This is a genomic window from Stenotrophomonas sp. CC22-02 (genome assembly GCF_004365115.1).
GTDB classification, from domain to species: Bacteria; Pseudomonadota; Gammaproteobacteria; order Xanthomonadales; family Xanthomonadaceae; genus Stenotrophomonas; species Stenotrophomonas forensis.
The window spans coordinates 1,603,656-1,622,415 of record NZ_SOCO01000001.1 but is presented as its reverse complement, the minus strand read 5'-3'; the positions used below and the strand labels follow the sequence as shown (position 1 = coordinate 1,622,415).

17 protein-coding genes are annotated in these 18,760 nt (G+C 67.0%); all 17 read left to right on the top strand.

Features of this window, described 5'->3' with window-relative positions; translation table 11 throughout:
- Positions 1 to 62 precede the first annotated feature (62 nt).
- The 17 genes from flgG to N440_RS07505 all read left to right on the top strand — a co-directional run bounded on the left by flgG (position 63) and on the right by N440_RS07505 (position 18,699).
- On the top strand, positions 63 to 848 hold the full coding sequence (gene flgG, locus N440_RS07585; RefSeq protein ID WP_005409571.1) for a flagellar basal-body rod protein FlgG: 786 nt from the start codon (positions 63 to 65) through the stop codon (positions 846 to 848).
- A gap of 22 nt (positions 849 to 870) precedes the next feature.
- Positions 871 to 1,563, top strand: a complete 693-nt coding sequence (gene flgH / locus N440_RS07580; RefSeq protein WP_008266280.1) for a flagellar basal body L-ring protein FlgH — start codon at positions 871 to 873, stop codon at positions 1,561 to 1,563.
- Between the two features lie 2 nt (positions 1,564 to 1,565).
- Positions 1,566 to 2,708 (top strand): flagellar basal body P-ring protein FlgI, encoded by a 1,143-nt coding sequence (locus N440_RS07575; RefSeq protein ID WP_006443848.1) that lies wholly within the window; start codon positions 1,566 to 1,568, stop codon positions 2,706 to 2,708.
- 1 nt (position 2,709) lies between these two features.
- A complete protein-coding gene (gene flgJ, locus N440_RS07570) occupies positions 2,710 to 3,909 on the top strand; it encodes a flagellar assembly peptidoglycan hydrolase FlgJ (protein ID WP_133934600.1) in 1,200 nt (399 codons plus the stop codon).
- An 8-nt stretch (positions 3,910 to 3,917) separates the two neighbouring features.
- Complete coding sequence (gene flgK, locus N440_RS07565) at positions 3,918 to 5,798, top strand: flagellar hook-associated protein FlgK (RefSeq protein ID WP_053449680.1); 1,881 nt, start codon at positions 3,918 to 3,920, stop codon at positions 5,796 to 5,798.
- Positions 5,795 to 6,997, top strand: a complete 1,203-nt coding sequence (gene flgL / locus N440_RS07560; protein ID WP_133934599.1) for a flagellar hook-associated protein FlgL — start codon at positions 5,795 to 5,797, stop codon at positions 6,995 to 6,997. The genes flgK and flgL overlap by 4 nt, the downstream gene beginning before the upstream one ends.
- A 384-nt stretch (positions 6,998 to 7,381) precedes the next feature.
- The gene (locus tag N440_RS07555; RefSeq protein ID WP_133934598.1) at positions 7,382 to 8,602 is read left to right on the top strand and encodes a flagellin; all 1,221 of its coding nucleotides are present in this window, start codon (positions 7,382 to 7,384) and stop codon (positions 8,600 to 8,602) included.
- A 72-nt stretch (positions 8,603 to 8,674) separates the two neighbouring features.
- Complete coding sequence (locus N440_RS07550; RefSeq protein ID WP_133934597.1) at positions 8,675 to 9,865, top strand: flagellin; 1,191 nt, start codon at positions 8,675 to 8,677, stop codon at positions 9,863 to 9,865.
- A gap of 86 nt (positions 9,866 to 9,951) precedes the next feature.
- Entirely contained in the window at positions 9,952 to 11,130 is a 1,179-nt protein-coding gene (locus tag N440_RS07545; protein WP_133934596.1) for a flagellin, read from the top strand.
- 441 nt (positions 11,131 to 11,571) lie between these two features.
- Positions 11,572 to 12,990, top strand: coding sequence for a flagellar filament capping protein FliD (fliD, locus tag N440_RS07540; RefSeq protein WP_006443677.1), 1,419 nt, complete (start codon positions 11,572 to 11,574; stop codon positions 12,988 to 12,990).
- 128 nt (positions 12,991 to 13,118) lie between these two features.
- Positions 13,119 to 13,535 carry a flagellar export chaperone FliS gene (gene fliS, locus N440_RS07535; RefSeq protein ID WP_006443675.1) on the top strand — a complete coding sequence of 139 codons (417 nt, stop codon included), beginning with the start codon at positions 13,119 to 13,121 and terminating at the stop codon, positions 13,533 to 13,535.
- Positions 13,532 to 13,825 (top strand): hypothetical protein, encoded by a 294-nt coding sequence (locus tag N440_RS07530; RefSeq protein ID WP_006443673.1) that lies wholly within the window; start codon positions 13,532 to 13,534, stop codon positions 13,823 to 13,825. The genes fliS and N440_RS07530 overlap by 4 nt, the downstream gene beginning before the upstream one ends.
- A complete protein-coding gene (locus tag N440_RS07525) occupies positions 13,822 to 14,400 on the top strand; it encodes a PilZ domain-containing protein (protein WP_053511008.1) in 579 nt (192 codons plus the stop codon). The genes N440_RS07530 and N440_RS07525 overlap by 4 nt, the downstream gene beginning before the upstream one ends.
- A 92-nt stretch (positions 14,401 to 14,492) precedes the next feature.
- Positions 14,493 to 15,125: a response regulator transcription factor gene (locus N440_RS07520; protein WP_005413261.1), complete on the top strand. Its 633-nt coding sequence runs from the start codon at positions 14,493 to 14,495 to the stop codon at positions 15,123 to 15,125.
- Between the two features lie 270 nt (positions 15,126 to 15,395).
- Positions 15,396 to 16,805 (top strand): RNA polymerase factor sigma-54, encoded by a 1,410-nt coding sequence (gene rpoN / locus N440_RS07515; protein WP_133934595.1) that lies wholly within the window; start codon positions 15,396 to 15,398, stop codon positions 16,803 to 16,805.
- Between the two features lie 14 nt (positions 16,806 to 16,819).
- A complete protein-coding gene (locus N440_RS07510) occupies positions 16,820 to 17,197 on the top strand; it encodes a response regulator transcription factor (RefSeq protein WP_010485922.1) in 378 nt (125 codons plus the stop codon).
- A complete protein-coding gene (locus N440_RS07505; protein ID WP_133934594.1) occupies positions 17,194 to 18,699 on the top strand; it encodes a sigma-54 dependent transcriptional regulator in 1,506 nt (501 codons plus the stop codon). The genes N440_RS07510 and N440_RS07505 overlap by 4 nt, the downstream gene beginning before the upstream one ends.
- Positions 18,700 to 18,760: the final 61 nt, after the last annotated feature.

Genomic DNA, 18,760 nt, shown 5'->3' with positions numbered 1-18,760 from the left:
CTTGCACACCCGCTACCGAGGGCCGCATCGCGCGGCCGGTTCCACCAGACAGGACACCGAAGATGAACCAGGCATTGTGGATCGCGAAAACCGGACTGGATGCGCAGCAGATGCGCATGTCGGTGGTTTCCAACAACCTCGCCAACACCAACACCACCGGCTTCAAGCAGGACCGTGCCAGTTTCGAAGACCTGCTGTACCAGCAGGTGCGCCAGCCCGGCGGTTCCTCGTCGGCGCAGACGCAGCTGCCAACCGGCCTGCAGCTGGGTACCGGCGTGCGCGTGGTGGCCACCGCCAAGAACTTCGAACAGGGTGGCCAGCAGCAGACCGGCCGCGCCCTGGACGTGATGGTCAACGGCCGCGGCTTCTTCGAGGTGCAGATGCCCGACGGCAGTTCCGCCTACACCCGTGATGGCTCGTTCAAGATCAACCAGGACAGCGAGCTGGTCACCAACAGCGGCTATCCGGTGCAGCCGGGCATCCAGATTCCCGAAGGCGCGCAGTCGGTGACCATCGGTACCGACGGCACCATCAGCGTGAAGATGGCCGACGGCGCCGCCTCGGTGGAAGTGGGTGCGTTGACCCTGACCGACTTCGTCAATCCGGCGGGCCTGCAGGCCCGCGGTGAGAACCTGTTCCTGGAAACCACCGCCTCCGGCCCGGCACAGAACGGCAACCCCGGCCTCAACGGCCTGGGCACCGTGGTGCAGGGCGCGCTGGAAGGCAGCAACGTCAACGTGGTGGAAGAGCTGGTGTCGATGATCGAAACCCAGCGTGCCTACGAAATGAACGCCAAGGCGATCTCCACCACCGATTCGATGCTCGGCTATCTCAACAACAAGCTCTGACCGGCCCAACCGGGAAACCGCCATGTCGCCCATTTCCACCTTCGCCCGCACTGCCCTCGCCTGCGCCGTGGCCGCCCTGCTCGGTGGCTGCGTGATCGCCGGCGACGTGCGCCCCTACGCGGCGATGGCGCCGATCCAGCCGATCATGCCGCCGCAGGCCGCGCCGACTGCCGGTGCGATCTACGCTGCCGGCCCGACCCTGCAGCTGTATTCGGACCGTCGCGCACGCGATGTCGGCGACCTGCTGACCATCACCCTGCTGGAAAACACCACCGCGCAGACCAGTGCCAACACCGCCACCAACAAGGAGTCGAACCTCAACCTGGGGACGCCCTCGATCCTCGGTGCGCCGGTCACCCTGGGCGGCAAGGACATCCTCAGCGCGTCGGCCACCGGCAAGCGTGATTTCACCGGCAAGGGCAACAGCGCGCAAAGCAACCGGCTGCAGGGCAGCGTCACGGTCACCGTGGTGCAGCGCCTGCCCAACGGCAACCTGGTGGTGCAGGGGCAGAAGAACCTGCGGCTGAACCAGGGCGACGAACTGGTGCAGGTGCAGGGCATCGTGCGCCCCGGTGACATCAGCCAGGACAACACCATTCCCTCCAGCCGCGTGGCCGAAGCCCGCATCGTCTACGGCGGACGCGGCCCGGTCGCGCAGTCCAACGCGATGGGCTGGTTGAGCCGCTTCTTCAACTCCGGCCTGACGCCGTTCTGAGTATGGCCATGAAAGCTCTCTTCTCTTCTACGTGGCAGCGACGCATCGCGTCGCTCTACGGATCATTCTTTCTTCTGCTGGCAATGGCTGCGCCGGCCAGCGCCGAGCGCATCAAGGACCTGGCCCAGGTCGGTGGCGTGCGCGGCAATGCGCTGGTGGGCTACGGCCTGGTGGTCGGCCTGGATGGCAGCGGTGACCGCACCAGCCAGGCGCCGTTCACCGTGCAGAGCCTGAAGAACCTGCTCGGCGAGCTGGGCGTCAACGTGCCGCCGAACGTCAACCCGCAGCTGAAGAACGTGGCGGCGGTGGCGATCCATGCCGAACTGCCGCCGTTCGCCAAGCCGGGCCAGCCGATCGACATCACCGTGTCCTCGATCGGCAATGCGGTGTCGCTGCGTGGCGGCTCGCTGCTGATGGCCCCGCTGCGCGGTGCCGATGGCCAGATCTACGCGATTGCCCAGGGCAACCTGATCGTCGGCGGCTTCGGTGCGCAGGGCAAGGACGGTTCCCGCGTTTCGGTGAACGTGCCCAGCGTCGGCCGCATTCCCAACGGCGCCACCGTGGAACGCGCCCTGCCCGATCCGCTGGCCAACGGCGGCGACATCACCCTGAACCTGCACAACAACGATTTCACCACCGTCTCGCGCATGGTCGCTGCACTCAACAACGCCTTCGGCGAGGGCGCGGCGCGCGCGGTCGATGGTGTGACCGTGGCGGTCACCGCACCGACCGATCCTGGCGCGCGCATCGGCCTGCTGGCCCGCATCGAGAACCTGGAGCTGACCCCGGGCAGCGCGCCGGCCAAGGTGGTAGTCAATTCGCGTACCGGTACCGTGGTCATCGGCCAGCAGGTCCGGGTCGGCCCGGCCGCGATCTCGCATGGTTCGCTGACGGTGACAATCCAGGAAAACACCAACGTCAGCCAGCCCAATGCCCTGTCCGGCGGCCGCACCGTGGCCAGCCCGCAGTCGACCATCACCGCCACCAACGACGGCAGCCGCATGTTCAAGTTCAGCGGCGGCACCACCCTGGACGAGATCGTGCACGCGGTGAACGCCGTGGGTGCGGCGCCGGGCGATCTCATCGCGATCCTGGAAGCCCTGAAGCAGGCCGGCGCACTGAGTGCCGAGCTTGAGGTGATCTGACATGCGCATCAATCCCGCATTCGATCTGCACCCGGCGCAACAGAACGATCCGGCCAAGATCGACAAGGTCGCGCGGCAGCTGGAAGGCCAGTTCGCGCAGATGCTGGTCAAGAGCATGCGTGACGCCAGCTTCGGCGATTCGCTGTTCCCCGGCGAGAACAAGATGTTCCGCGACATGTACGACCAGAAGATTGCCGAGGCGATGACGCGCGGCAAGGGCCTGGGCCTGTCGGGCATGATCAGCCGACAGCTGTCCGGCCAGGCCGCCGACGGCCCGGCGCTGGATACCCGCGTGGACCCGGCCAAGGCCAGCCGCGCCTACCAGCTGAACGCACCGGCCAGGCCCGCACCGTCGCTGCCGCTGGAAGACGGCAGCCAGGCCGTGCGCCTGCTGCAGCAGATGGCGGCCGGCGCACAGTCGGGCGCGCAGGCCGCGGTGGCACCGATGGAGCAGGCACTGGACCTGATTGCCGGCCGCGAGAGCAGCAGCATGCACCGCTCGCTCGGCACCGACGATCCCTACATCGGCAGCCTGCAGGGCGATGACTGGGCGGCTGGCAGCGACCAGTGGTCGGCCACTGCCAGCAATCGCGGCACCGCGATCAGCCCGGCCGATGCCCTGGCCACCCGCACCGCCGTGGCCCAACTCGGCGAGCACACCCCGGAGGGCTTCGTCGCCAGCATATGGCAGCACGCGCAGAGCGCGGCCAAGGAGCTCGGCGTGGATGCCCGCGCGCTGGTTGCCCAGGCCGCGCTGGAAACCGGCTGGGGCAAGCGCCACATCAAGCATGCCGACGGCAGCACCTCGCACAACCTGTTCGGCATCAAGGCCAATGGCTGGAGCGGCCAGCGTGCCGTGGCCGGCACCCATGAATATGTCGATGGCGTGCGTCGCAACGAGACCGCCAGCTTCCGCGCCTACAGTTCGCCGGCCGAAAGCTTCGCCGACTACGTGCGCCTGTTGAAGACCAGCCCGCGCTACCAGCAGGCCTTGCAGGCCGGCACCGACGTGCAGGGCTTCGCGCGTGGCCTGCAGCGTGCCGGCTATGCCACCGACCCACGCTACGCCGCCAAGATCGCCGCGATCGCCGGCGGCCCGACCATCGAGCGCGCGGTCAGCGCCGTGGCCGACGCCGGCTCGCGCCTTGGCCAGACCTTCGCCAGCACCGCAACCGCGGCGCTGGGTATCACTCGTCGTTGAGGAACCCCATGTCCAGCGTACTTTCCACCGGTACCGGTGCCCTGCTCGCCTTCCAGCGTGCGTTGGCGACCACCAGCCACAACGTGGCCAACCTCAATACCCCGGGTTACAGCCGGCAGAAGGTCAACTTCGCCACCGCTGATCCGCAGAACTACGGCTATGGCACGGTCGGCAACGGCACCCGCATCACCGACATCCGCCGCACCGCCGACCAGCTGGCGATCTCGCGCCTGCTCGACAGCAGCGGCGAACTGGCACGCCTGAAGCAGCTTTCCGGCATGGCCGACCGGGTCAACTCGCTGTTCTCGGAAGGCGCGACCAACATCGCCGGCGTCTGGTCGAACTTTTTCGACTCGGTCAGCGGCCTGTCCTCCAACGCCTCCGGCACCGCCGACCGGCAGAACATGCTCGACGGCGGCAAGGCCTTGGCCAACCGCTTCGTGCAGCTCAACACGCACCTGAACAACCTCAATGGCGAGGTCAACAACGGCCTGCTGGCCGGTGCCACCGAGGTCAACCGCCTGGCGCAGGAAATCGCGCAGATCAACGGCGCCATCGGCACCAACATCGCCAATGCCGCGCCGGACCTGCTCGATCGCCGCGACCAGCTGATCACCCAGCTGATCGGCTACACCGGCGGCACGGCGGTGATCCAGGACGGCGGCATCATGAATGTCTACACCGCCGGCGGCAACGCACTGGTGGTGGGCACCACGGCGACCAAGGTCACCACCGTGGCCGACCCCTACCAGCCCGAGCGCCTGCAGCTGGCGCTGGAGACCCAGGGCAACACGATCCGGCTTGACGCAAAGGCCGTCGGTGGCCAGATCGGCGGCCTGCTGGAATTCCGCGACACGGTGCTGACCCCGGCCCAGGCCGAACTGGGCAAGCTAGCCGTCGGCCTGGCCGAGACCTTCAACCAGACCCATCACCAGGGTGTGGACATGTATGGCCAGCTGGGCGGTGATTTCTTCAACATCGGCAATCCGCGCGTCACCGCCAACAATGCCAACACCGGTACGGCCAGCCTCAGCGCCACCTATGGCGACCTGGGCAAGCTGGACGCGCAGAACGTGGTGCTGCAGTTCGATGGCACCCAGTGGAAGGCCAGCCGCGCCGACACCGGTGCCAACGTGCCGCTGACCGGTACCGGCACCGCCGCCGATCCGCTGGTGATCAATGGCGTCAAGCTGGTGGTCGGCGGTACCCCGGCTGCCAATGATCGATTCCTGCTGCAGCCCACCGCAGGCGTGGCCGGCAGCATGGAAGTGGCGATCACCGATCCCTCGCGCATCGCCGCCGCGGCGGCGGTAAAGGGTGCTGCCGCCACGTCCAACACCGGCACCGGCAAGCTGAGCGGGGTCACCGTCAGCGATTCGACCAACGCCAACCTGCGCAATCCGGCCGCGATCGTGTTCACCTCGGCCACCACCTACACCATCGATGGTGGCCCGCCGCAGACCTACACCCCGGGCCAGACCATCAGCGCCAATGGCTGGAGCTTCGTGCTGGACGGTGCGCCGAAGGTCGGCGACACCTTCAACATCACCCCGACCCCGGCCGGCTCGTCGGACAACAGCAATGCCTCCCGGCTGGCCAAGGTGGAGAGCGCCAAGGCGTTCAACAGCGGCACGGTCACCTTGAACGGTGCCCTCGGCGGGCTGACCACCCAGGTCGGTGCCGCGGCCCGCTCGGCCGAGTACTCGCTGGAAGCGCAGCTGGTGATCAACGACAAGGCGCAGGAAGCGCGCGATGAAGTGTCCGGGGTCAACCTGGACGAGGAAGCGGCCGACATGCTGCGCCTGCAACAGGCCTACCAGGCCGCCTCGCAGCTGATTTCCACCGCCGACAGCATGTTCCAGACCATCCTGGGAGCCGTCCGCCGATGAGCAGCCGCATCTCCACCAGCATGATGTTCAACCAGTCCGTGTCGCTGATGATGGCCAAGCAGGCCAAGCTCAGCCACCTGGAGCAGCAGATCGCCACCGGCAGCAAGATCGTCAGCGCCAAGGACGATCCGGTCGCCGCCGGTGCCGCCGTCGGTCTTGACCGCAGCCTGGCCGCGCTTGACCGCATGAAGCTCAATGCCGGCAACGTGCAGAACCGGCTGGGCGTGCAGGAAAACACCCTGGCCCAGGTCAACGACCTGATGGCGCGCGTCAATGATCTGACCATCCAGGCCAGCAATCCGGCGCTGAGTGCACCGGACAAGAAGACCCTGATCACCGAGCTGAACCAGATCCGCGATGGCCTGCTGTCGCTGGCCAACGCCGACGATGGTACCGGCCGCTATGTGTTCGGCGGCACCAACGACGGTGACCCGCCGTTTGCCAAGATCAACGGCAAGGTGGTCTACCGGGGCGACCAGACCCAGCGCCAGATCGAGGTCGGCCCGGATACCTACGTGCGCGATGCGCTGCCCGGCAGCGAGATCTTCATGCGCATCCCCACCGGCGATGGCTTTGTCGATGGCGGTGCGGCGGCTGGCAACACCGGCAACGGCGTGCTGACCAACGTCACCCGCGACGGCAGTGACAGCTGGAACGGGCAGTCCTTCAGCATCCGCTTCACCGCTGCCGACCAGTACCAGGTGCTGGATGGCGCGGGCAATGTCACCGGTACCGGCACCTACAAGGCCGGTGACAACGTGGAAGTGAACGGGGTGCGCCTGCAGATCACCGGTGCGCCCGCTGCGGGTGACAGCTTCAACGTCACGCCTGCGAGCAGCCGCGACATCTTCGACACCATGGACAAACTGATCGCCGCGCTGGATGCCGACACCGGTACCACCGCGAAGATGTCCGCGCAGCAGAACGAACTGCAGAGTGCCCTGCGCGACGTGGCACGCGCCTCCGAACGCATGATCGATTCGCGTGCCGCAGGCGGCGCACAGCTGAAGGCATTGGACAACGCCGCGGACATGCGCGAGGCCAACGGCGTGACCCTGAAGACCACGCTGTCGCAGATGCGTGACCTGGACTATGCCGATGCATTGAGCCAGTACCAGCTGCAGAGCACCGCGCTGCAGGCGGCACAGACGATCTTCTCGCAGATGCAGTCGATGTCGTTGTTCAACAAGATCCGCTGACGCTTCCCTCGCGTCACCCCTGAAAGGCCGCGATGCCCTGCATCGCGGCCTTTTTCGTTTCTGCGCCCGGCGCCATGCCCATTGCGGCGGAATACCCGTGATTGCCCATCAAGGCCGGCGCTGCTCCGCCGATACCTTCATCAGCGCTGGTCGGGCCTGCCCGACCGCCCCTTCCCGGGGTCGCCTTCACGCCCCTCCAGGGCTGAAAAACCCGGGAAAAACAGCCTCCAGCACCGAATTACGGCTCCAGCGGAATTCACGGCTAAAGGTTGTTGACAAAGCGCCGTTATTCATTTGGCAACAGCGAAGCACACAGCCACACAAAAAAACCGGCGGCGCTTCGTTTCATTCACCAACGGGTTCCATATAAGAGGAGACGACCCCATGGCACAGGTAATCAACACCAATACGATGTCGCTCAACGCTCAGCGCAACCTGAGCACCAGCGGCAGCTCGCTCGCTACCACCATCCAGCGCCTCTCGTCCGGCCTGCGCATCAACAGCGCGAAGGACGACGCGGCCGGTCTGGCCATCAGCGAGCGCTTCACCACCCAGATCCGTGGTCTGGACGTGGCCATCCGCAACGCCAACGACGGTATCTCGCTGGCCCAGGTCGCCGAGGGTTCCCTGAGCGAAGTCGGCAACAACCTGCAGCGCATCCGCGAACTGGCGGTGCAGTCCTCCAACGCCACCAATTCCTCCAGCGACCGCAAGGCACTGCAGGCCGAAGTGACCCAGCTGGTGTCCGAAGTGGACCGCGTCGCCAAGCAGGCCGACTTCAACGGCACCAAGCTGCTGGACGGCTCCTTCACCAGCCAGCTGTTCCAGGTCGGTGCCAACGCTGGCCAGGCCATCGCCATCAACAGCGTGGTCAACGCCAAGGCTGATTCGCTGGGCGCCGCCACCTTCGCCAACGGCTACACCGGCACCAGCCTGGCAGCCGCCGACAAGGCCACCGCCGACACCACCTACTCCGGCCTGCAGATCTCGGTGACCCCGCCGGGTGGCACCGCCACCACGGTCACCATCAACGACTTCACCGTGAAGGCGGGCGAGTCGATCACCTCGGCCACGGCCGCTGCGATCAACGGCAAGCTGGGCGAAACCGGCGTCATGGCCTCGGTCAATGCCGGCGTGGTCAGCCTGGCCTCGGTCAAGGACGGCCAGACCTTCGCCCTGGGCGTCAGCGCCGCCACCCCGCCGACCGGCGCCACCGCGGCGACCATCGCCGGCCTCGGCCTGACCGAGACCAGCACCAACGGCGGCCTGCTGACCGGCGCTGCATCCAACTTCGTCAAGGACCTGAACGTCACCACGGCCGAAGGCGCGCAGAAGGCGCTGTCGATCGTCGACAAGGCCCTGGAATCGGTCAACAGCGTCCGCGCCGACCTCGGCGCGATCCAGAACCGCTTCACCTCGGTGGTAGCCAACCTGCAAACCTCCTCGGAGAACCTGTCGGCCTCGCGCAGCCGCATCCGCGATACCGACTTCGCCAAGGAAACCGCCGAGCTGACCCGCACCCAGATCCTGCAGCAGGCCGGTACGGCCATGCTGGCCCAGGCCAACCAGGTACCGCAGAACGTGCTCAGCCTGTTGCAGCGCTGACATGAGCCGCCCCCGGGGCACGTCGGGGGCGTCTAACCCAACTCACGTGCAACCGCTCAAGGACCTCTCCTCATGGCACAAGTCATCAACACCAATACGATGTCGTTGAATGCTCAGCGTAACCTGAGCACCAGCGGCAGCTCGCTGGCCACCACCATCCAGCGCCTGTCCTCCGGTTCGCGCATCAACAGCGCCAAGGACGACGCCGCCGGCCTGGCGATCTCCGAGCGCTTCGGCACTCAGATCCGCGGCACCGACGTCGCCATCCGCAATGCCAACGACGGTATCTCGCTGGCCCAGGTTGCCGAAGGTTCGCTGACCGAAATCGGCAACAACCTGCAGCGCGTCCGCGAGCTGTCGGTGCAGGCCTCCAACGCCACCAACTCGGCCAGTGACCGCAAGGCGCTGCAGGCCGAAGTGACCCAGCTGGTCTCGGAAATCGACCGCGTTGCCAAGCAGTCGGACTTCAACGGCACCAAGCTGCTGGACGGCTCGTTCTCCAGCCAGCTGTTCCAGGTCGGTGCCAACGCCGGCCAGGCCATCGCCATCGACAAGACCATCGATGCCAAGGCCAATGCCCTGGGCGGTGCCAAGTTCGATACCAACGCGCTGGCCCTGGCCGATCCGACCGCGAACGCGGACTTCACCACCACCGGTCTGTCCATCAACGGTGTGGCCATCGCCGATGTCTCGGTCAAGCAGGGCGCCGACGCCGCTGCCACCGGCAAGGCCTCGCGTGAAGCACTGGTGACTGCGATCAACGCCAAGATCGGCGAAACCGGCGTCTACGCCGAAGTGAACGGCACCGCCGGTGTCACCCTGACCTCGGTCAAGGACAGCGTCAACGCCGATGGCTCGTTCAAGGCGATCACTGCCACTCCGGGTACCTGGGCAGGCAACACGCAGGCCACCTTCACCGCCACCGCCGCCGGCGCGGCACCGGCCTCGAAGTACGCCAGCAACCTGGACGTCAGCACCGTGAAGGGCGCCCAGCAGGCGATGGAAATCGTCGACAAGGCCCTGGGTGCGATCAACAGCACCCGTGCGGACCTCGGTGCGATCCAGAACCGCTTTACCTCGGTGGTGGCCAACCTGCAGACCTCGTCGGAAAACCTGTCGGCGTCGCGCAGCCGCATCAAGGACACCGACTTCGCCAAGGAAACCGCCGAGCTGACCCGCACCCAGATCCTGCAGCAGGCCGGTACGGCCATGCTGGCCCAGGCCAACCAGGTGCCGCAGGGCGTGCTCAGCCTGCTGCGCTGATCCGCTCTCTGATCGACCTCCGGGCGCCGCATGAGGCGGCGCCCGGATCCTGAAACACGTTCCACCTTCGCCAAAGGAAAAGCACCATGGCACAAGTCATCAACACCAACACGATGTCCCTGAATGCTCAGCGCAACCTGAGCACCAGTGGCAGCTCGCTGGCCACCACCATCCAGCGCCTGTCCTCCGGTTCGCGCATCAACAGCGCCAAGGACGACGCGGCCGGCCTGGCGATCTCCGAGCGCTTCGGCACCCAGATCCGCGGTACCGACGTTGCCATCCGCAATGCCAACGACGGCATTTCGCTGGCCCAGGTTGCCGAAGGTTCGCTGACCGAAATCGGCAACAACCTGCAGCGTGTCCGAGAGCTGTCGGTGCAGGCCTCCAACGCCACCAACTCGGCCAGCGACCGCAAGGCACTGCAGGCCGAAGTGACCCAGCTGGTCTCGGAAATCGACCGCGTCGCCAAGCAGTCGGACTTCAACGGCACCAAGCTGCTGGACGGCTCGTTCTCCAGCCAGCTGTTCCAGGTTGGCGCCAACGCTGGCCAGTCGATCGCCATCGACAAGACCATCGACGCCAAGGCAGGTTCGCTGGGCACCTCGACCTTCGCAACCGGTGCCACTGACGCGCTGGTCGCCAGCACCGATGGCTCGCGCATCACCGGCAAGGTGATGGGCGTGGACATCGGCACCGTCGAACTGAAGGCCGGTGCAACCACGGCCGATGCTTCGAAGGCGGTCGCCACCGCGATCAACGCCAAGATCGGCGAGGCCGGCATCTACGCCGAAGCCAATGCCGATGGCACGATGAAGCTGAGCTCGGTGAAGGAAGGCAAGGCGGTCGTCGCTGCCGACATCGCGCTTGAGCGCAGCGACCTGAACGCCGGCACCGGCGTGTGGGGCGCGAAGAATGCAGCCGCTGGTTACACCGCTGGCACCGACACCGCCGCCAACGTGCAGAAGCTGGACGTGAGCACCGTGCTCGGCGCCCAGCAGGCGCTGGAAGTGGTCGACAAGGCCCTGGGCGCGATCAACAGCACCCGCGCCGACCTCGGTGCGATCCAGAACCGCTTCACCTCGGTCGTGGCCAACCTGCAGACCTCGTCGGAAAACCTGTCGGCGTCGCGCAGCCGCATCAAGGACACCGACTTCGCCAAGGAAACCGCCGAGCTGACTCGCACCCAGATCCTGCAGCAGGCCGGTACGGCCATGCTGGCCCAGGCCAACCAGGTGCCGCAGGGCGTGCTCAGCCTGCTGCGCTGATCCTCGGCAAGAAGGCGCCGCTGCCGTCGGATTGAACCGACGGCAGCGGCAACCCGGAAGCCACGGTGCACGAAGGCGCGGGCCATGCCCGGCCCGGGAACCCTCCCGAACCGGCTTGGCATCGCCCGCTCCTGCGGACCTCTCTTTCAGCGCTGTACCTTTGACTGTACGTACCGGGCGGCTTCGTCTCCCCCCGATTGTCAGTAGCCTGATCCCTCCCCTGCATTGGGGGAGGGTTTTTTGCAGACTCCCGGCAGCCCGCGGTGAACCTCCCCGCACCCTGCCCCAACCGTCCTGCAACCTGCGTGCCAGAACCCGCGCCAGAGCATTGGCACGGCGCATGCATCAACGAAGTCCTCAAGACCCAGCGGCACAGGCCGCTATTTTCGTTGACGACGGGCCACCGCACGACGGCCAGGCCCGTATACCAGGAGAAACGACGTGGCAGACTTTGGATACGGTGGCATTGGCTCGGGACTGGATATCTCCAGCATCGTCAACCAGCTGGTCGCAGCAGACCGCAAGCCGGCCGACAATGCACTGAACCTGCAGCAGTCCAAAGCCAAGATGCAGCTGTCGTCGATCGGCACCGTCACCTCGGCCTTCGACAAGCTGAAGACTGCACTGACCGCGCTGAAGGCCACCACCGCCTTCGATACCCGCACGGTGACCGCCAGCGGCAAGGCGCAGCCCGCCAATACCGAGGATGTGCTCACCGCATCGGTGGCGCTGTACGACCTGGGCACGACCAAGGCGGCCGCGTCCAACGGCACGCACCAGGTGGAGGTGACATCCCTCGCCACGGCGCACAAGCTGATTGCCGACACCTCGTTCCCGAAGACCGACACCTTCGGCGCCGGAACCTTGACGCTGACCGTCGGCGTGGGCGACAAGGCCAAGACCATGAACGTGGCGGTGGAGGACGGCGACACGCTGACCACCATCCGCAACAAGATCGATGCCGCCGGCCGCAAGGAAGGCGTGCAGGCCACACTGATCACCTCCGGCGACAACCAGTACCTGTCGATCGCCCAGGAGAAGACCGGTGCCGCCAATGCGATCAAGCTGGAGTACGGCGGCAGTGATCCCAAGCTGGGCGCACTGGTCGGCAGCCTGAAACAGAACACCGCTGCAGCGGACGCCGAACTGACCATCGATGGCGTCAAGGTGGTCAGCGCCAGCAATACGGTGGCAGATGCGGTGCCTGGCCTGACCCTGAACCTGAAGGTTCCCGGCAAGAGCACGGTCGTGATCAGTACCGACACGGCCGCCGCCACCAAGGTGATGCAGGAATTCGTGACCGCCTACAACGCGGCCATCGCAGCGATCAACACCGAAACCAAGTACGACGCCAAGACCAAGGAAGCGGCCACGCTGACCGGCGACGCGCAGATGCGTGGTGCTGCCAGCCAGCTGCGTTCCATGATGTCGGGCGTGCTGAAGGAGCTTTCCGCCGACGGCCTGGACCCGAAGGTACTAGGCCTGCAGACACGCGGTTATCCAAACGCCGACGGCAGCCTGGTGCTCGACACCACCAAGTTTGCCGCCGCACTGGCCAGCCAGCCTGAAAAGATCCGCTCGGCCATCACCGGCGACACCGGCGGTGCCGGCACGCTCTACACCATGGTCGACGGCTATGTCAGCACCACGGTCGGCAAGGAAGGCGCCTTCGTCGCCCGCACCAAAGGCCTCAACACCACACTGGACAACATCGACAAGCGCCGCAAGGACCTGGACACGCGCATGAAGGGCGTGGAAGAGCGCTACAAGAAGCAGTTCATCGCGCTGGACAGCCTGATGGGCAAGCTGCAGCAGAGCAATACGTCGCTGCAGCAGCAGCTGGCACAGCTGAACCGCTGAAGGTCTACGCGCAACGCTCAAGTTTGGCGTGCAACGCACCGATAACGGACGCAACAGCAATCATCGCCGCGCCGCCGGCAACGATCCCCTCGATCGCCCGGCGGCACCCCGCGCAAGGAGAATCACGAATGTACGGTTCCAGCCGTCAATATGCCGAACAGTACCGCCAGGTGGGAGTGACCAGTGCGGTCGCCGACGCCGATCCGCACAAGCTGGTGGCGATGCTGCTGGCCGGCGCGCTGGAGCGCGTGCGCCGCGCACAGGCCAGCCTCGAGCGTGGCGACCAGGCCGGCAAGGGCAAGGCGATCGGCGAAGTCTGCGCGATCGTCGGCCACCTCAACGGCTCGCTGGACCATGAGGCCGGCGGCGAGATCGCCGGCAACCTGTCGGCACTCTATGACTACGTGCTGCAGCGCCTGACCGAGGCCAACCTGCACAATGATCGTGCAGCGCTGGATGAAGCCCTGCAGCTGCTCGGCGAAATCGACAGCGCCTGGAACGCGATCCCGCACGAACAGCGCCGCCCGGCCGCGGTGGCACCATGAGCCTGCACGAACTGCACGCGCAGCTGGACGCGTTCGAGAAGGCGCTGGGCGAAGAAGCCCTCGACCAGGCCGACAGCCTGCTCGACGGCCACGACAGCGCCCTGCATGCCCTGCTCAGCCAGCCGCTCACCGCGGCCGACCACGCGCCACTGAGCGCACTGTTCGAACGCCAGCAGAACCTGCTCGGCCTGCTGCGCCAGCGCCGCGACGCGGTCGCGGCCCTGATGAACGATGGACAGCGTTCTCTTCGCGCGGCGCATGCCTACCTGCAGGCAGAATCGCTGGCATGACCCAACTGCCGACAACGTCGCTGCACCACCCCGCCGAAAGCGAGCTGTTCGACGAAACGCTCAGCTGCGAACTGGCCCTGCCCGCCGAGTTCCAGCCCGGCAGTGCCGCCGGCCGCACCAGCAGCGCCGAAGGCCTGCTGCGCAGCCTGGCGCTGGTGGAAGACAGCCGCGTTGACGAGCATGACGACCGCAACGAGGCCAGCCTGCAGCTGCAGCGGCTCGAGGCCAAGCTGGACCTGGCGATGGTGCTGCTCGGCCGGCTGGTTCGCCAGCAGGGCCAAGAACTGACCCTGCGCCCGGTGCGCTGGTCACGCCGTGGCATCCGCCTGCAGCTGGGCCCGCGCAGCGGCGCCACGCCTGGCCAGGCCGGGCTGGTGCGGCTGCAGCCCAGCGACTGGCTGCCCGACCATATCGACCTGCCGGTGGAAGTGATCGCCGAAGCCGCCGATGGCGGCGGTGGCCACTACCTCTGGCTGCGCTTCCAGCGCCTCGGCGACGGCCTGGAAATGGCCATGGAGCGGCACCTGTTCCGCCTGCACCGCCGCCAGGTGGCCGAGGCGCGCCGGGCCCGCTGAAACCCACCCTTGCGGTGCAGGACAGGCAACGCTTGGCGCGCCCGTTCAGCTAAGTTAAGGTGGACTCCCCTACACGGACCAGTTGCGTGCCTGTGCGAGTTCTCATCGTCGACGATCACACCCTGGTCCGCGCCGGCCTGGCACGGCTGCTGCAGGGGTTTGCCGACGTGCAGCTGGTTGCCGAGGCCAGCAATGCCGAACAGGCGCTGCAGCTGGCCCTGCAGCATGCGCCGGATGTGGTGCTGATGGATCTGTCGTTGCCCGGGCGCACCGGCCTGGAAGCGCTCAGTGACATCCGCCTGCGCGCCCCCGGTACCCGGGTGGTGATGATGACCATGCACGACGACGCCGCGCATGTGCGCGATGCACTCGATCGCGGCGCGGTCGGCTTCGTGGTGAAGGATGCCGCGCCGCAGGAGCTTGAGCTGGCATTGCGTGCCGCGCATGCCGGCCAGGTGTTCCTCAGCCCGCAGATCTCGGCCAAGATGCTGGCGCCCATGCTGGGCCGCGAGAAGCCCACCGGCATCGCCGCGTTGTCGCCGCGCCAGCGCGAGATCCTGCGTCGCATCGGCAAGGGCGAAAGCAACAAGGAAATCGCCGCCGACCTCGGCATCAGCGTCAAGACGGTGGAGACCCACCGCGCGCGGATGATGGAATCGCTGGGCTGCCGCCGCGCCAACGATCTGTTGTTGCTGGCCGCCCGCCACCAGCACGAGCTGGAGTGAATCGGCATACAGGCGGCGACGAAATCCCGTCACCCTGACAGGCCCCGACAGGAATCCGTACATGGCGCCCCGCTAACACGGCCGGTTCGGCACCACGAATCAATGACTTGGCGGCGACCTTCGTCAACATCCCGCGCCAATGTAGGGAAAACCCTTACAGCCTGTCGGGATATCTACGAAAGCCCTCAGGAACCCCCTGATTCCGCCCCCGCCGGATGAAAAGCAAGATGCGTTCCACAAGGCGCCGGGGAGCGGTGCCGGGGAACCACGATGAAGGCTGCACTCTCGACCCAGCTGGGCCAACAACTTCACCTCACCCCGCAGCTGCTGCAGTCGATCCGGCTGCTGCAGCTCGACGGCCTGCACCTGGAACAGGAAATCCAGCGCCTGCTGGACTCCAACCCGCTGCTGGAGATCGAAGAGGCCGAAGCCCCCGCCGCCGAGGCCACCGAGGCCAGCACCACCACGCTGGAGACGGCCGCGTTCGACGAGCTGCCGGAATCCTCGATGTGGGACGTGGCCGGCACCAGCTGGCAGGACGGCGACGACGACCGCATGGCGCGCATCGCCGCCGGTGAATCAACCGATCCGCAGCTGCGCGTGCTGCAGCGCCTGTCGCTGGACATGGACGACCGCGGGCTGGCCGTTGCTGCCTTCTGGCTGGACCACTGCGATGACGCCGGCTACCTGCAGGCGCCGCTGGGCCAGCTGCAGCTGCTGGCCAGCGCCCAGTTCGACATCGACGCCGACGGCGTGGAAGCGATCCGCCAGCAGCTGCTGCACGGCGAACCGGCCGGCATGGCCGCGCAGGACCTGCGCGAAGGCCTGCAGGCGCAGCTGCGCAGCCTGCACGGCGTGGTGGCTGCCCGTCACCTGGCCGCACGCATCCTCGACGGCGCGCTCGATGCGCTGGCCGCGCACGACTACCCTGCCCTCGCCCGCCAGCACGACGCCGAGATCGACGACGTGCGCGAAGCCGTCCGCCTGATCCTCTCGTTGCAGCCGCGCCCGGGCGACAGCCTGCTGCCCGAGCGCAACGCGGTGGTGGTACCGGACGTGGTCGCCTGGCACGCCGACGCGCAATGGAAGGTGGCGCTGAACCCGGCCACCAGCCGCCGCGTGTCGATCAACAGCCAGTACGAGCAGGCGCTGGCGGACAGCAACGACGCCGCCCCGGCCCTGCGCGAAATGCTGCAGGAGGCGCGCTGGTTCAGCCGCGGCCTGTCGATGCGCTACGACACCCTGCTGCGCACCGCGCGGGTGATCGTCGAGCGCCAGGCCGCGTTCCTGGTGCGCGGCGAGGAGGCCATGGCGCCGCTGACCCTGAAGGAAGTGGCCGAGGAAATCGGCATGCACGAGTCCACCGTCTCGCGCATCACCACCGGCAAGTTCCTGCAGACCCCGCGTGGCACCTTCGAACTGAAGCACTTCTTCGCCGTGCGCCTGGAAGGCGCCAGCGTCTCCGGCCAGGCGGTGAAGGCCATGGTCCGCCGCCTGATCGACGCCGAACCGGCCGGTCGGCCGCTGGCCGACGAAGCGATCGCCGGGCTGTTGTCGCGCCAGGGGGTGAACATTGCCCGTCGAACCGTCGCAAAATACCGGGAACAACTGGACATCGCCCCGGCCCGAGAACGGCGCCGGCTCGGCGCCAGGCAACCGCAGCTGGCCCGGGTGGGCTGAAAAGGATGTTGGACATGAACAAGCTTACGGTCCTGCTGGTCGATGACCACGAGGGCTTCATCAACGCGGCGATGCGCCATTTCCGCAAGATCGACTGGCTGCAGATCGTCGGCAGTGCCGGCAACGGCCTGGAAGCGATCGAGCGCTCGGAAACGCTGCGCCCGCAGGTGGTACTGATGGACCTGGCCATGCCGGAAATGGGCGGCCTGCAGGCCACCCGCCTGATCAAGTCGCAGGACGACGCACCGTACATCGTGATCGCCAGCCACTTCGACGACGCCGAGCACCGCGAACACGCGCTGCGCGCCGGCGCCGACAATTTCGTCAGCAAGCTGTCCTACATCCAGGAAGTCATGCCGATCCTGGAAGGCCTCAGGGAGGATCGATCGTGAGCGAATCGCGCATCCTTGTACTGGACAACGACGCCGTGCGTGCCGAGCGCACCGTTGCCCTGCTGGAATTCATGGACTTCAACCCGCGCTGGGTCTCCGACGCGGCCGATTTCGACCTGGGCCGCCAGCGCCAGAACGACTGGATGGCGGTGATCGTCGGCAGCCTGGATGACAGCGCCGCCAGCACTGCGCTGTACCACTGGCTCGGCGGCAGCAGCCTGCCGCCGCCGGTACTGCTGGCCGACGGCGATGCCGCTGCCTTCGCGCAGCAGCATGGCCTGCACGAGGCCAACATCTGGCCGCTGGAGACCCCGCTGCGCCACGCCCAGATGGAAGCCCTGCTGCGTCGCGCCAGCCTCAAACGCCTGGATGCCGAGCACCAGGCCGGTGCCGTGCAGGAGCAGGGACCGACCGGCAACGGCCCGGCCGTTACCGCGCTGCGCACCATGATCGAGCAGGTCGCCGCGTTCGATACCACCGTGCTGGTGCTGGGTGAATCGGGTACCGGCAAGGAAGTGGTGTCGCGCGCCATCCACCAGCGCTCGCCGCGCCGTGACGGCCCGTTCGTGGCGATCAACTGCGGCGCCATTCCGCCCGACCTGCTGGAAAGCGAACTGTTCGGCCACGAAAAGGGTGCCTTCACCGGCGCACTGACCGCGCGCAAGGGCCGTTTCGAAATGGCCGAGGGCGGCACCCTGCTGCTCGACGAAATCGGCGACATGAGCCTGCCGATGCAGGTCAAGCTGCTGCGCGTGCTGCAGGAGCGCAGCTTCGAACGCGTGGGTGGCAACCAGACCATCCGCTGCAACGTGCGCGTCGTCGCCGCAACCCACCGCGATCTGGAAACGCGCATTGCCGAAGGCAAGTTCCGCGAGGATCTGTTCTACCGCCTCAACGTGTTCCCGATCGACGTGCCGGCCCTGCGCGAACGCCGCGAGGACCTGCCGGCGCTGGTGGAAACCATCGCCGCGCAGCTGGCGCGTACCGGCCGTGGCGAAGTGCGCTTCACTGCGGAGGCCCTGCAGGCCCTGGCCGGTTACGAATGGCCGGGCAATGTGCGCGAGCTGACCAACCTGGTCGAGCGCCTGGCGGTGCTGCACCCGGGTGGCTCGGTGCGCGTGCAGGACCTGCCGGCCCGCTACCGCGGCGACGCTGCACTGGCAGCAGCGGCCGCACCGGCACCGGTGCAGTCCGTCGCCAGCGAAGAACGCCTGGACCTGCGCAGCTTCTCGTTCCATACCCCGGGCAGCGGCAACCAGCCGGCGCTGGAGCATGGCATCGCGGTCAATCGCGCTGCCGCCCCGGCCGCCCTGCCCGACGAAGGCATGGACCTGCGCAACCACATGGCCAACATCGAACTGGGCCTGATCAACGAAGCACTGGAACGCACCCAGGGCGTGGTCGCCCACGCTGCCCAGCTGCTTGGCCTGCGCCGCACCACTCTGGTGGAAAAGCTGCGCAAGTACGGCATCGAACGCGAGCAGGCCGAACTGGCCGGCTGAACCGCATTTCCAGCATGAAGGGGGCACCAACGCCCGGGCTTGCCCGGGCGTTGGTGTTTGT